Origin of the sequence: Streptomyces sp. NPDC004629 (assembly GCF_042873595.1) — a bacterium.
Lineage (GTDB): Bacteria > Actinomycetota > Actinomycetes > Streptomycetales > Streptomycetaceae > Streptomyces.
This window is the reverse complement of the sequence record NZ_JBIALO010000024.1, coordinates 98,208-111,701: the sequence shown is the minus strand read 5'-3', so window position 1 is coordinate 111,701 and position 13,494 is coordinate 98,208. Positions and strand designations below refer to the sequence as shown.

The window sequence follows — 13,494 nt, the reverse complement described above, 5'->3', positions numbered from 1 at the left end:
GGTGATGTCATCGGAGCGGGGCCGGGGAGGCGGTATGACCTGAGGTAACCCCCACCACTCCACGATCTCGGGAGGTAACCCCATGCCCGTACGCCCCGTTCTCGGCGCGGCCGTCGGTGGCGTTGCGCTGCTGCTCGGCGCGCTCGCGCCGGTGACCGCTGCCGCCGCCCCCGCCGAACGCGTCACCGTCGACTCCGTCGGCCGGGTCGCCGCCGACGGCACCGTCGTCCTCACCGGCACCTACCGGTGCGGCGCGGACATCGGCCCGGTGTTCGTCACCTCCTCGATCAGCCAGGGGCCCACGGCGGCCCACTACGGCATCGGCGGCACCCGGGCGCTGTGCGACGGCGCCGAACACCGCTGGGAGAACTCCGGCACGGTGCCGTCGGACCGGATCTCCCCCGGGGCTGCACACGTCGAGGCCACCCTCATGGAGCTGCGCCCGCAGGGCGGCCTGCCGCTGCCGTACTTCCACGCCACCGGCCGGCAGGACGTGACACTCGTCGCGCGCTGACCCGCGTCCCCGGCGCTCATCCGCCCCGGTGGGACGAGCGCCGGTTCACGACTCCAGGTAGCGCAGCACGGCCAGGATCCGCCGGTTGTACCCCGTGGTGCGGGCGAGTTCGAGCTTGTCGAAGACCGCGTTGAGGTTCTTCTCCACCGCGCTGCGGGAGATGTGCAGCTTCTGCGCGATGGCCGCGTTGGTGTACCCCTGGGCCAGGGTCTCCAGGACGCTCCGCTCCCGCGGCGTCAGCCGGGCCAGCGGGTCGGTGTGCGTGGTACGGATCAGCAACTGCCGCACCACCTCGGGGTCGATGGCGGCCCCGCCCGCGTGGATCCGGTCCAGGGCGTCGAGGAACTCCTCGACCTGGGCGACCCGGTCCTTGAGCAGATAGCCGACCCGTTCGGCGCTGGACGTCAGCAACTGGGTGGCGTAGTTGCGTTCGATGTGCTGGGACAGCACCAGCACGCCGATCCCGGGCCGGCGTTCGCGGATCTCCAGGGCGGCCCGCAGCCCCTCGTTCGTGTGGGTCGGGGGCATGCGGATGTCCACGACGACGATGTCCGGCGGCCGGGACTCGACCTCCCGCAGCAGCGCGACGGCGTCGCCCACGGCCGCGAGGACCTCGTGGCCCTCCTCGGCGAGCAACCGGACCAGCCCCTCCCGCAGCAGGGTCGAGTCCTCGGCCAGCATTACGCGCACGGCAGCTCCGCGGTGATCGTGGTGGGTCCCCCGGCGGGGCTGTGGACGTGCAGTCGGCCGTCGAGGGCGTCGACCCGGCCGCGCAGCCCGGTCAGCCCGCTGCCGGCCGGATCGGCGCCGCCGACTCCGTCGTCCTCGACGCCGACCGCGAGGACGGCCCCGTGCCGCCGTACGCGCACGGCGATCCGCGTGGCCGACGCGTGCTTGGCTGCGTTGGTCACCGCCTCCGACACGACGAAGTACGCGGCGGCCTCGACCGGCGCCGGCAGCGGACCGGCGAGGGCGAAGTCCATCCGGATCGGGACGGCGCACCGCTCCGCGACGCCGGCGAGGGCCTCCCGCAGTCCCAGGCTGTCGAGCGCCGTCGGATAGACCCGCCAGGCCACCTCCCGCAGCTCGGTCAGCAGCTCCTGCGACTCCCGGTGGGCCTGCTCCAGCAGCGCGTCGGCCTGTTCCGGCGTGCGGCCCCGGCGGGCCCGGCCCAGCAGCATCGCCAGCGCCACCACACGCTGCTGCACCCCGTCGTGCAGGTCCCGCTCGATGCGCCGGCGCTCGGTGTCCACGGCCCGCAGTACCGCCGCCCGGCTGCTGGCCAGCTCGTCGATGCGCCGTTGCAGCAACTCCCGCTCCGAGGGTCCGAAGCACTCCCGTGCCAGCCGCGCGTCGAGCGCCGCCAGCGAGAACAGGCCCTGCACGTCCAGGAAGAGCAGGACCCCGCCGAGCAGCACCTGGGTGAGCAACTCCCGCCAGCCCACCGTGCCGCGGGCCAGCGCGGCGATCAGCAGACCCACCAGGACGGCACCAAAACCGAGCAGCCCGACCACGACGCCGGTGAGCAGGCCCGCGCACGTCCGGGTGGCGAGATAGCGCAGCATCCGCGGGCCGGGCACGGGCCGGCCGGGGAAACGGTCGAGGAAGAAGACCGAGCGGCGGCGGCGTTCCAGCAGCGCCAACCGGTGAGCCCTCGCGGTCAGCGCGGCCAGGGCGCGCGCTCGGGTCCGCGGCCACAGCAGGAACGGGCCGAGGACGGCGCCCACCGTGCCGAAGTAGCCGAGAGCCGCCGGCGCGGTCAGACAGCCCAGGAAGACGCCCGCGGCCCGGCGCCCAAGGGAGGGACGGGGTGCGGGGGACCCGTCGTCCGCCGCCCGAGCGGGGTCGGGTCCACCCTGGTGATACCGGGTGGTCGTGACCGCCGTGTCGCCCTGCACGCCTGCCGAGGCTAGTCGGGTCGCACACCGCGGGCAAGATCGTCCGGCCGGGGCGGGCCGTGGCGCGGTCACGGGGTGCGGCGGTGCCGGGCCGCGCCGCGGGTGCGCAGTCGGAGCCCGACGTAGCAGACGAGGGCCGCGACGACCAGCACGAGGACGGCCTTGGAGACGATCCCGACGTACGTCTCGACGAGGTCCCACCGGTCTCCGAGCCAGTAACCGGCCATCACCAGCACCGCGTTCCAGATCAGGCTGCCCAGCGTCGTGAGCAGCAGGAACACCGGCATCGACATGCGTTCCAGGCCGGCCGGAACGGAGATCAGGCTGCGGAAGACGGGCACCATGCGGCCGAGGAACACCGCCTTGGTGCCGTGCCTGGCGAACCACTCCTCGGTGCGCACCAGATCGGTGGACCTGACCAGCGGCAGCCTCGCCCACAGGGCGTGCATCCGCTCCCGGCCGAACAGCATGCCGATCCAGTACAGCACCGTGGCACCCGCCACCGAACCGAGCGTGGTCCACAGCAGCGCGGAGAACAGGCTGATGACGCCCTGCCCGGCCGCGAACCCGGTCAACGGCAGGATCACCTCGCTGGGCAGCGGCGGAAACAGGTTCTCCAGGGCGATGGCCAGACCGGCCCCGGGCCCGCCCAGGGCGTCCACGAGGTCGGCCGCCCAGCCGGCGATGCCGTCGGCGGGCTCCTGGGGCAGGGCCAGGGTCACGAGGTCCATGCGTCACTCCAGACTGGGCGGTCGCCGAAGGCGTGCGATCCGGGTCGCCGTCAACGCTAGAAACCGCAGGACGGGGCGGGTATGCGGATTCCCGTCGCGGCACGACGGCGATCCGCACCCCACACCCTGCGGTTTTCCGCAGGCCCGCCGGAGCGGCCCCGGCCGGTGCCGCGACCACCACGACGAACGTCGACATATGATCCGGCGCCACGGTCCACAGCAGGCGGCCGGCCGGCGCCGAGGCGAGCAGCGGGACGGCGCCGGGCTCAGCGCGGCGTGTGGGCCCGCCCCGTACGGCCTCGGATTCCCCGTCCCGGCGGCGTCGGACGGGCCGACCGGGGCGGGGGAGCGGGCGGCACGGACGGCGAGTGCCGCGCGGGCGGCCAGGCAGGTGAGGCCCGCGGTGGCGACGAGCGCGACTGGGCGCCCCGAAGGGGCGCGGGGAACTGCGCGATCAGCCACGACGGCCCCGCACGCCCCGCATGACCCGCCGCGGGCCGGGCCGCCATGTCCGGGTTCGCCGTGGACGGACCGGTCGCCGAGCGCGCGGAGCGGCCCACGCGGCGACGGCCGAGCACCACCTCGCCCCGCAGGTCAGGCGGGGAACGTCGGCCCGGTCCGCAGGTCAGGCGTGGGACGTCCGCCCGGGCCGTCCCTTGCGCAGGAAGCGCCGCAAGCGGGTCTCCGGCCAGGTGTTGATCACATCGTCCCGGGTGAGCCAGCCGCGCTGCGCCGTACCCACGCCGTAACGCATGTTGGCCAGGTGCAGGACGGAATGCGCGTCGCTGTCGACGGCGAACTTCACTCCGTGCCGCCGGGCCCGCAGGATGTCCTCGTCGCGCAGGTCCAGCCGGTCCGGATGGGAATTGATCTCCAGGGCGGTGCCGGTGCGCGCGCACGCGGCGAAGACCTCGTCGAGGTCGGCGTCGAGGGGCGGCCGCTTGCCGATGATGCGGGTGGTGGGGTGGCCGATGATGTTGACGTACGGGTTCTCGCAGGCCCGCACGAACCGCCGGGTCAGCGCCTCGCGGGTCTGGCTGAAGTGCGAGTGCACCGAGGCCACGCACATATCGAAGCCGGCCAGGAACTCCTCGGGCCAGTCGACGCCGCCGTCCGGGTCGATGTTCAGCTCCACGCCGTGCAGCAGCCGCATGCCGCGCCGCCCGCCCCGCCTGCCGAACGTCCCGTCCAGCTCCCGCACCCGCTCGCGCTGGGCCAGCATCCGTTCCTCGGTCATCTGCTGCATGTACAGGTTCGGCCCGTGGTCGGTGATCGCGTAATAGGCGTAGCCCCGCTCGGCGGCCGCCTCGGCCATCTCCTCCAGCGGCGCGAGCCCGTCGGTCAGGTCGGTGTGCGTGTGCAGATCACCCCGCAGGTCCGGCTCCCGCACCAGGTCGGGCAGCGCGTCGCGCAGCCCGGCCTCGATCTCCCCGCGGTCCTCGCGCAGCGGCGGCGGGATCCAGGGCAGCCCGAGCCGGGCGTAGACCTCCTCCTCGGTCTCGGAGACGATCTTCTGCCCGCTCTCCACGTCGAACAGCCCGTACTCGGACAGCTTCAGCCCCTGGTGCACGGCCAGCTCCCGGGTGCGGATGTTGTGTGCCTTCGAGCCGGTGAAGTACTGCAGCGCCGCGCCCCAGGAGTCCGGCGGTACCACCCGCAGATCCACGGCCAGCCCTTTGACGGTGCGTACCGAGGTCTTCGCCCGGCCGTGCGCAATGACCTCGGTGACGTACGGCAGGCCGGTGAAAGCGTCCATCAGCGGGCCCGACTCCTCGGCCGCGACGAGGACGTCGATGTCCCCGATCGTCTCCCGCACGCGGCGCAGCGACCCGGCGTAGGTGCAGCGGCGGCAGCCGGTCACGTGGGACAGCTCCCCGACGATGTCGTCGGCGAGGTCCATGGCCACGTCGAGCAGCACCCGGTCGCCGGAGGACTGCAACAGCTCCACACCGTGCAGGATGTTCTCCTCCGTCCTGGGGCCAAAGCCCTTCAGGTCGCGCAGCTTCTCGGCGTGGATCGCGTCGACCAGCTCGTCGACCGAGGAGATGCCGAGTTCTTCGTAGACGGCCAGCGCCTTCTTCGGGCCGAGCGTCGGGATGGCCGTCAGCCGCCGGACCCCGGCCGGGATCTGCGCGCGCAGTTCGTCGACCGCGGACACGCTGCCGGTGCGGAAGTACTCGGTGACCTTCTGTGCGATCGACGTGCCGACTCCGGGGATCTCCCGCAGTCCCTTGGCGTCGAGCGTGGACACGTCGGCGTGGTAGCCGCCGATGGCGCGCGCTGCCTTCTCGTAGACACGTGCCTTGTAGGCGTCTCCGCCGGTGATCGAGATCAGGTCCGCGTACTCCTGGAACAGCGCCGCGACCTCGTCGTTGGACCGAGCCATGCGCCCCGAGTAGGCAGGAACGCCGGGTTCATTCCTTCCCGCGCGCGCCGGTCACGCCCGGGGCGCGCCATGGAGTCCCGGCGCGCCGCTCGGACCCGTCGATTTCTGCCGTTCGACGGTGTTCGACGGGCGCGGACGGGCATGGGCGGCGCGGCAAGGGGCATTCAGTAGCTATGGAAGGCGCGCCTGTGATTGTGCAGCCGCCGAGCCCTGACGGCGGTAGGCGGGTCACGATTCGCGGCGAGTACGTGGGCACTGCCTATCACTTGCTCGATCTGGTCGAGTTCCTGCGCCGGACCGGCCTGCCCGAGACCGACACGACACTCGACGACCCGGAACTGATCGAGTGGCGCGGCGGCGGCCCGAAGGCCTGGACACCAGCCGAGTGACCTACCGCATCTGCGCCCTGCGCGGCGCCGGGCCGTGCCCTGTGCGGTGGCGATGCGCGTCCGGTGCCCTGCTGAGCCGCGTCCTGTGCGGTGCAGATCCGCGTCCTGTGCGGTGCAGATCCGCGTCCTGTGCCGTGCCGACCCTGCGCCCTGCTGAGCCGCGCCCCTCCGGCCCCGTGGCGTGGCCCCTCCGCTCCCGTGGCGTGCCCCCGCCGTGCCGGGCCGCGCCTCCGCGCCGCCGGGCCGGGCCCCGGATCCCTGCCGGACCCACCCGAGGTAACCGGCGGTACCCCCACGGTCCTCCCATGCCGCCGCACCCCAGATCCGCCCCGTTCGGACTGTTCGCCCTCACACCCTTGGCGACCGCACGGCATGCCCGGTCGCGCCGCCTGGACCGGCCGTGGGCGCGCAGGGCTCAGCGCCCGGCTCGGGGGCCGTTTGCACCACGCGGGGCGCCTGCCATCGCCCGACAGACGCACGGCGACGAGCCGCCGGGGCCAACGGCGGGGCGCAGCGCTCGCGCCATCACGGGAGCACCCATCGGCCCGACCAGCCCGACCAGAAGGGTGCACGTGATGCCCATCGGTGTCCGCGCGGACGCGCACACCGTTCCGGTCGGTACCCGCGTGGTGGCTGTCGATGGTGACCGACGGGCAGCCGCGCCGCGGGAATGCTTCGTGCTAGCGAGAGTTGAGACGCGGCCGGGACGGGCCGTCCTGCTCCCACTCGACGCCGTTGTGGGTGACAGGGAAGGACGAGAGGTCGACCTTCTGGAGCTGCATGCGAACCTTGTGGCCACCCAGAAGGCCGTCCAGGGTGAGCTGATCCGCCGTGGATTGTTCGAAGGTGAGCCGGCCGGCCCACTTCGGGTCGTCGGCCCGGGCCAGAGTGATCGTGTGATGCGAGGCGTCGAAGACGGCCATGTAGTCCACGATCGAACCGTCCATGCGCTGACTGGACACCGGCCCGTCCTGATACGAGTGCGGTGTGTCCACGATCAGTCGGTTCCAGCGCTCGGCGTCGTTCACCAGGGGTGGGCGGTCACGGCCGTCCGACGAGAAACTGGTGACGTTCCAGATGCCGTAGAGCGGCGGCTTGGGGCCCGATGAGCCGATCGAGTCCCATAGTTTCCATTCCTCGTGCACCTGGGAACCGACCAGCCAGGCTCCGACCAACAGCTGTGCCGCCAGCGCGAGGTGAGCTGCTCGGCGGGCCTGGAACAGCGGCGGTCGGGCGAAGGGACCCACGCTCTGGTTCAGCACGAAGAACTTCACCAGTCGCACGCCATACGGAGCGAGCACGAAGAGGCTCAGCAGCAGCAGGTGGAACGTGAAGATCTTCAACGGCACCTGGTAGGTGGCGTTGAGGATGAGCACCTGAGTCAGTTCGACCGAGGCCAGCAAGGCGCCGAGCATGGCCGTGCGCGGTACGACCAGGAGCAGGCCGGCGGTCACTTCGGCGCACCCGAGCAGGATTTCGTAGGGCTGGGAGCTGCCGACCTGAGACCAGAGCACGTTCAGCATGGCGAAGTTCCCGAAGGGCTCCACCAGCCTGGTGAGCGGCAGCGACATCTGTAGCGGGAACACCTTGGCGAAGCCGAAGGAGAACAATTGCGCTGCCAGGCAGAGTCGCACCACGAGGTGCAGCCACTTGTGCAGCGCGACATGGTTCCCCCGGCGCCGGTCGAGCAGTGACCACACGAGCGTCACCACGGCGGCAGCGAGGAACCAGGTGAAGGCGAGCACCCAGAAGAATGCCTGGTCACCGCTCTGGACGGGCTCGATGAGAGATGCGTCGACATGGAGTATGCGGTCGGCCACCCAGTTCACGAACGGGCGCGCCCCGTGGTATTGCCAGGTGAGCGCCGACGGCGGAAGGTCGTTGCCGAAGACTCCCAGCAGCGGGTACATGATCCGCATTTCACTGAGGAAGAACAGCGCGATGTAGACCAGACAGAACCGGAATGCGATCAGTTTGGCCATATTCCACTTCGGCGCCGGCCGGGCTTCTTCCTCGACCTCGGCTTTTTCCGGACTGCTCGACGGCCGGGCGACTTTGATCAGTCGTGTCATGTCAACCTCCTGCCTCGGGCTCCGACACACGGCTCACATTGATGCAGGGCAAGGTGAAAACGCCGCGCAGTGGATCGCGGGAGAAAAAGAAGGGGTGCAGCCGCCCACATCGAAGAGAGCCGGTAAGAGCAACCACTGGAATCGGCCCCAAGTCTGGCTCGGCGATGGCCGGATGTCCATGCCCGGAATTCCCCGCGGCTTTGAATTCCGGGCGTGCCGGGCCGGCGCCGTCACCTCGTCACCGTGACCGCTGTCCGGTCGACAGGACGACGGCGAGACGAGGTGTTCTCACCCGGCGTGAATCAGTGGACCGGTTTGGGCTTGAATCGACTGACGCTGACATCCCCGTAATGCGTGTGCGCCTGCACCTCTATGCTCCTGTCGGGCGAGCTGCCCGCGCGACTCTCTCCGAGGGAATTGCGCATGTTCCCCTTCGGCGCGCGGAGGTCGAGCACCGCATCGGCGTCTTCGGGAATGCAGATCTCGATGTTTCCGGAGTCCGATGCGGCGCTGACCGAGCCGCCGACGGCTTCGGCGACGCGAATGTCACCGGAATCGCTGTACACATCGACACTGCCGTGTGCACGGCCGACGAGGAGATCGGCGTCGCGTCCGCGCAGTCGGAGGTCGCCCGTGACTTCGCCGATCTCGGTCTCGCCGTACTCGCTGGTGATGCCGGCGCTGCCGTCGATCCGACGGATCTGGACGACACCGGAGTCACTGGTCACCTCGGCGCGGCCGGTGACCTGTTGGACGGAGATGTCGCCGCTGTCGGTCGTGAGGTTCAGCGGACCGGTGCGGTCCAGGACGATCTCGCCGCAGTCGGTCCGGAAGGTGCAGGCCCCCAGCCTGCCCACGCCGCGCAGCCCGCCCTCCAGTGCCACGCCGTTCACTGTGGCACCTTCGGGCACGTCGATCCTCACCTCGATCGACTCCCCGAATCCCAGCCAGCTGGTCCAGCCGTTGCGTGCCTGGGGGCCGTCGACGACGAGCCGGCCGTCTTCGTAGCGGACGCGGACCTGCGACGGATCGTCCGTGCCATGGGGGATCACGACGGTGTCCGAGCGGTTGCTCGCGATGACCAGGAGGTCACCGATGGGCAGATTGACGGTGACGCAGACTCCGTTCGGAGTCGAGAAGGTAGACATGGAATTGGTCCTCGGGAGATGCGGCATCGCGTGTCAGCGGTCGGCGGAGGTGAGGTCCACCGGCAGCGCGGTCAGCCGTCGCAGGCCCGGCATCTTCTGCCAGGGGAGGTTCTCGGGGGCGATCGCGAGCGACAGTTCGGGGAACCGGTCGAACAACGCCGGCAGCGCGACGCCGAGTTGGAGTTTGGCCAGATAGGCGCCGAGGCAGTAGTGGGGGCCGTGCCCGAAGCCGAGGTGCCCGTGTCCGGGCCCCGTCATACTGCGCGCGACATCGAACCGCTCGGGCGCGGTGAACTGCCGCGGGTCGTAGTTGGCCGCGGTGAGCATGGGCTGCACCACGTCCCCGGCGTGGATCTGCGCACCGCCGAGCTGGACGTCGACCGCCGCGTACCGCGGCACGGACACCTGCGTCGGACCGCAGCGGCGCACCAGCTCCTCCACGGCCGTACGCCACAGCTCCGGATCCTGCTTGAGCCGTGCGAGCTGGTCGGGGTGCAGCAGCAACTCCGCGATGCTGTTGCCGAGCGCATGGGTCGAGGGCTCGTGTCCGGCGGTCATCAGAGTGATCACGAACGTGATCAGCTCGTCGACGCTCAGCCGGTCGCCGTCCTCGTCGTGGTTCCTGATCAGCGTCGTGAGCAGGTCGTCCGCGGGCGAGTCGCGGCGCCGCTCGATGATCTCCCGGACGCCCGTGATCATCTCGTGCAGCGCAGCCGGCATGACGCCGGGTTCCAGGGACCCGAGTCCGCTGCTCCACTTGTGCCAGGCGGCGTGATCGGACTCGGGAATGCCCATCAGCTCGCAGATGACCGTGAGCGAGAACGGATACGCGTACTCCGGGATCAGGTCGACCTGCTGTCCGGAGCGGTCGAATGTGTCGATGAGGGCTTCGGCGACGGATTCGAGTCGGGGGCGCAGGTCGTTGACGCGACGCACGGTGAAGGCGCGGGTGACGAGTTTGCGCAGCCGGGAGTGGGCTGGTGCGTCCTGGCCGAGGAGCCCGTTGGCGAGGTAGGGGTAGTCCTCGACGGACACGCCGAGCTTCTCGGCCATCTGTGTCCTGGCGTCGTCGCCCTGATCGCCCGTCACCGAGGCGATGTTGCTGACGAACCTGCGGTCGCTGAGGACCGTCTGGACCTCCTCGTAGCGAGTGACGTACCAGACCGAGACGGCGCCCATCAAACGGCCGCGCACCACGGGGGCCTGCTCGCGCAGCAGTCCGGAGCCGCGGTAGGGGTCTGCCATCATCGCGTCCGAAAGGACGTCAGGCAGCTCGGGTGATTCGGTGGACATGGCAATCCTCCTGCTGTGCAGACGGTAGTGGCGTTGGCCGCTCCCGGGCGCGGCGGCGCCCGGAAGCGGTTCTTCCACATCAGGTGTGGTCTTCCACGTCAGGTGTGGCGCGGGTCGCGCTGGTAGAGCTTCCTGGACCACAGGTAGCCGGCCAGCGCGATGACGAGGCACCAGGCGATCCCGGTGATCCAGTCGTGGCCGATCGGCTGATCGAGCAGCAGACCGCGCAGCGTCTGGGTGATGGGGGTGAACGGTTCGTTCTCGGAGAACCAGCGCAGGCCGGAGGCCATCGACTCGGCCGGCACGAACGTGCTGGACATGAACGGGAGGATCTGAAGGATCATCGGCATGTTGCTCGCCGAGTCCACGCTCTTCGCGAGGAGGCCGAATCCGACGGCCACCCAGGTCAGCGCGAAACTGACGAGAGCCATCAGCCCGATGGCCCCGAGCCACTCCAGTACGCCCGCCGTGGGCCTGAAGCCCACGAGGAGTGCGATGGCGATGACGAAGACGAGGCTGATCATCGACTGGATCACGCTGCCCAGCACATGCCCGGTGAGCACGGAGGCACGGGAGATGGGCATGGTCCGGAACCGGTTGATGACCCCCTTGTTCATGTCGACGGCGACCGAGATCGAGGTTGCCATCGCTCCCACGGTCAGCGCCAGCAGGAGGATGCCCGGGGCGAGGTAGTCGACGTACTCCATGCCGAGCCCGGAGGCCCCGAGGCCGTTGCCCATCGTGCCGCCGAAGGCGAAGACGAACAGCAGCAGCAGCACGGAGGGCATGACCACGGTTCCGAGCAGCATCGACGGGTTGCGCATGGCGTGCCGCAGATTGCGGCGCAGCATGGTCGACGAGTCCTGGAGGGCGAAGGAGAGAGTGCTCATCGGACTGCCTCCTGCTGTCCGTCGACGGCCTCGGTCTGACCGGTGAGGGTGAGGAACACATCGTCGAGGTCGGGACTGTGCAGCGACAGACTGGACGCGGTGACCGACGCCTGGTCGAGCCGGTCAAGCACCTGCCGCATCGACCGCAGGTCGCCCTCGCTGGGCACCCGCAGACTCATCGATTCCTCGTCGATGTCCAGGGCGTCCAACGCCTGGGCGGCCAGGGACAGTTGCTCCGCGGTGTCGAAGGTGAGCCGGATGTGGCCGCCGGGCACAAGGCGCTTGAGCTCGGCCGGAGTGCCCTGCGCGACGAAACCGCCCTGGTGGAGCACCGCGACGCTGTCTGCCAGTTCGTCGGCCTCCTCCAGGTACTGGGTGGTGAGGAAGATCGTGACGCCGCCGGAAGCGAGGCCACGGATGATCGACCACATCGTCCGCCTGCTGCGCGGGTCGAGGCCGGTCGTCGGCTCGTCGAGGAAGATGATGCTGGGCCGGCCCACCAGGGTCATCGCGAGGTCGAGCTTGCGCCGCATACCGCCCGAGTAGGTGCCGGCGAGCTTCTTCGCGTCGTCACCCGCCAGGTCGAACCGCTCAAGCAGTTCGTCGGTGCGCCGCCGGGTCTCCTCGCGGGAGAGACGGTACAGCTGACACATCAGCACGAGGTTCTCCTCGCCGGTGAGCATCTCGTCGACAGCGGCGAACTGCCCCGTGACGCCGATCGCCCTGCGGACCGCATCGGGGTCCTCAAGGAGATCGTGGCCGGCGACCCGGACGGTTCCGGCGTCCGGCCGGATGAGGGTGGACAGGATCTGCACCAGCGTCGTCTTGCCCGCGCCGTTCGGACCGAGCAGCGACCAGATGCGCCCGGAGGGGACTTCGAAGTCGATGTCGTCGAGGACCAGTTTCTCTCCGAACGACTTGCGTAGACCGGTCGCCTTGATGGCGGGTGGACCAGTCATTGTCATAACTCTTCCCTTTCGAGCAATGGGAATTCCGCCGTGGATGCGGCCTCGGACTGGAGCTGCGTATCGGCTCCATAGGAGGCAGTGGTTGCGTGGCTGCGTACCGGGAGCCACCGCGGCGCGAGGCCGGTTGCCGAACCAACCGAGCGGGGCGCGCGGATGTCCCGTCACCAGGACGCATGGAGGGCATGGTCCTGGGCCATGGCGTAAGTATGGCGCCTTAATGGCGCCATATCAAGCGGAACGGCGCATCCTTGGCGCATACGAAGGTGCGGCGGACGAGTTTGCGGTCGCGCGTACGAAGGGGCGGCGGACGAGTCCGCGGTCGAGCCCGGGGCCTTGGCCCGGTGGATCAGGATGTCACCGTGCCGCGAGCGGGCCAGTACCTTGACGGTGTCCCCTTGAGGAGAAGGGCCGTCCTGGCTCTGCAGGGTGTTGCGTACGGAGCCGGTCGTGCTGCGCGCGTCGATCCAGGCCATGGAGCCCTCGCCGACGCCGATCTCGATCTCCCCCGACCCCGTCAGCAGTTCGGCCTCGCCCTGCCGCACCCGTCCGAGGCGAATGGTGCCGCTTGCGGTCTTGGCGGTGACGCCCGGCCCGGCGTCATCCACGAAGATGTCGCCGCCGGCCGTGCTGATGTGCAGGTCGTGGCCGCTCTCGCCGACCCGGACAGCGCCGTTCACCCCCTTGATCACGGCACTGCCCGACACCTTGCGCAACTGCACCCTGCCGGAGACTCCGTTGAGGTTCGCGTAGTCCGACACGTCGTCGACGGTGATGTGCCCGAACACGGTGTCGATGTGCAGGGTGCCCACGCGCTCCAGGTGCGTGCTCCCGGACACGCTTTCCAGCCGGACGCCGTCGAGTCGTCCCTCGGCCCTGACGTCGGCTTTCGAGACCTCGCCCTGCAGGCTTGATCCCGCCGGCAGTTCGATGGTGATGTCGATCGAGCCGCCCCCGCCGACGATGCCGGTCAGCCAGTTCGGTTCCGGCGCCTTGACCAGGAGCCGGCCCGCCCGGTAGCTGACCTCGGTCTGCTGCGCGGCCTTGACGTCGGCCGCGGCCGCCTCGTCAACGGGGGCGACGCGCACCACGGTGTCGTCGCGTTCGCCGGCGACGACCGACAGACGTCCCTTGCTCATGCTCAGTTCGACGCTGATGGGCTCGGGTGTGCGGAACTCGGGCATCGGAAGCCCTCCTGTCGTGGTGGT

At 70.1% G+C, this 13,494-nt stretch carries 12 protein-coding genes; 2 read left to right on the top strand and 10 right to left on the bottom strand.

The window, feature by feature from the left end:
- The first annotated feature begins 82 nt into the window (after positions 1 to 82).
- Positions 83 to 514: a DUF6299 family protein gene (locus ACFYTE_RS30750; protein ID WP_388717469.1), complete on the top strand. Its 432-nt coding sequence runs from the start codon at positions 83 to 85 to the stop codon at positions 512 to 514.
- 45 nt (positions 515 to 559) lie between these two features.
- Here ACFYTE_RS30750 and ACFYTE_RS30745 read toward each other — a convergent pair whose 3' ends face one another.
- From ACFYTE_RS30745 to polX, 4 genes are all read right to left on the bottom strand, one after another.
- A complete protein-coding gene (locus tag ACFYTE_RS30745) occupies positions 560 to 1,195 on the bottom strand; it encodes a response regulator (protein WP_388717531.1) in 636 nt (211 codons plus the stop codon).
- Positions 1,195 to 2,286 (bottom strand): sensor histidine kinase, encoded by a 1,092-nt coding sequence (locus tag ACFYTE_RS30740; RefSeq protein ID WP_388717528.1) that lies wholly within the window; start codon positions 2,284 to 2,286, stop codon positions 1,195 to 1,197. The genes ACFYTE_RS30745 and ACFYTE_RS30740 overlap by 1 nt, the downstream gene beginning before the upstream one ends.
- Positions 2,287 to 2,480: 194 nt before the next feature.
- Positions 2,481 to 3,143, bottom strand: coding sequence for a DedA family protein (locus ACFYTE_RS30735; protein ID WP_388717466.1), 663 nt, complete (start codon positions 3,141 to 3,143; stop codon positions 2,481 to 2,483).
- Between the two features lie 625 nt (positions 3,144 to 3,768).
- Entirely contained in the window at positions 3,769 to 5,529 is a 1,761-nt protein-coding gene (gene polX, locus ACFYTE_RS30730) for a DNA polymerase/3'-5' exonuclease PolX (RefSeq protein WP_388717463.1), read from the bottom strand.
- Positions 5,530 to 5,777: 248 nt separating this feature from the next.
- Between polX and ACFYTE_RS30725 the strand changes: the two genes are divergently transcribed.
- A complete protein-coding gene (locus ACFYTE_RS30725) occupies positions 5,778 to 5,918 on the top strand; it encodes a hypothetical protein (protein ID WP_388717460.1) in 141 nt (46 codons plus the stop codon).
- Positions 5,919 to 6,598: 680 nt separating this feature from the next.
- Here ACFYTE_RS30725 and ACFYTE_RS30720 read toward each other — a convergent pair.
- The 6 genes from ACFYTE_RS30720 to ACFYTE_RS30695 form a co-directional block, all read right to left on the bottom strand.
- Positions 6,599 to 7,990 (bottom strand): DoxX family protein, encoded by a 1,392-nt coding sequence (locus ACFYTE_RS30720; RefSeq protein ID WP_388717457.1) that lies wholly within the window; start codon positions 7,988 to 7,990, stop codon positions 6,599 to 6,601.
- A 302-nt stretch (positions 7,991 to 8,292) separates the two neighbouring features.
- On the bottom strand, positions 8,293 to 9,042 hold the full coding sequence (locus tag ACFYTE_RS30715; RefSeq protein ID WP_388717454.1) for a DUF4097 domain-containing protein: 750 nt from the start codon (positions 9,040 to 9,042) through the stop codon (positions 8,293 to 8,295).
- Positions 9,043 to 9,171: 129 nt separating this feature from the next.
- Positions 9,172 to 10,431 (bottom strand): cytochrome P450, encoded by a 1,260-nt coding sequence (locus ACFYTE_RS30710; RefSeq protein ID WP_388717451.1) that lies wholly within the window; start codon positions 10,429 to 10,431, stop codon positions 9,172 to 9,174.
- A gap of 98 nt (positions 10,432 to 10,529) precedes the next feature.
- Entirely contained in the window at positions 10,530 to 11,321 is a 792-nt protein-coding gene (locus tag ACFYTE_RS30705) for an ABC transporter permease (protein ID WP_388717448.1), read from the bottom strand.
- Positions 11,318 to 12,280 carry an ATP-binding cassette domain-containing protein gene (locus ACFYTE_RS30700; RefSeq protein WP_388717445.1) on the bottom strand — a complete coding sequence of 321 codons (963 nt, stop codon included), beginning with the start codon at positions 12,278 to 12,280 and terminating at the stop codon, positions 11,318 to 11,320. Before ACFYTE_RS30700 ends, ACFYTE_RS30705 begins: the two co-directional genes overlap by 4 nt.
- A gap of 170 nt (positions 12,281 to 12,450) precedes the next feature.
- A complete protein-coding gene (locus ACFYTE_RS30695) occupies positions 12,451 to 13,470 on the bottom strand; it encodes a DUF4097 domain-containing protein (RefSeq protein WP_388717442.1) in 1,020 nt (339 codons plus the stop codon).
- Positions 13,471 to 13,494: the final 24 nt, after the last annotated feature.

Excerpts from the sequence above, each read along its gene's own strand:
- polX (WP_388717463.1), bottom strand. The coding sequence starts at position 5,529 with ATGGCTCGGTCCAACGACGAGGTCGCGGCGCTGTTCCAGGAGTACGCG.
- ACFYTE_RS30745 (WP_388717531.1), bottom strand. The coding sequence starts at position 1,195 with ATGCTGGCCGAGGACTCGACCCTGCTGCGGGAGGGGCTGGTCCGGTTG.
- ACFYTE_RS30720 (WP_388717457.1), bottom strand. The coding sequence starts at position 7,990 with ATGACACGACTGATCAAAGTCGCCCGGCCGTCGAGCAGTCCGGAAAAA.
- ACFYTE_RS30695 (WP_388717442.1), bottom strand. The coding sequence starts at position 13,470 with ATGCCCGAGTTCCGCACACCCGAGCCCATCAGCGTCGAACTGAGCATG.
- ACFYTE_RS30735 (WP_388717466.1), bottom strand. The coding sequence starts at position 3,143 with ATGGACCTCGTGACCCTGGCCCTGCCCCAGGAGCCCGCCGACGGCATC.
- ACFYTE_RS30700 (WP_388717445.1), bottom strand. The coding sequence starts at position 12,280 with ATGACTGGTCCACCCGCCATCAAGGCGACCGGTCTACGCAAGTCGTTC.
- ACFYTE_RS30710 (WP_388717451.1), bottom strand. The coding sequence starts at position 10,431 with ATGTCCACCGAATCACCCGAGCTGCCTGACGTCCTTTCGGACGCGATG.
- ACFYTE_RS30705 (WP_388717448.1), bottom strand. The coding sequence starts at position 11,321 with ATGAGCACTCTCTCCTTCGCCCTCCAGGACTCGTCGACCATGCTGCGC.
- ACFYTE_RS30750 (WP_388717469.1), top strand. The coding sequence starts at position 83 with ATGCCCGTACGCCCCGTTCTCGGCGCGGCCGTCGGTGGCGTTGCGCTG.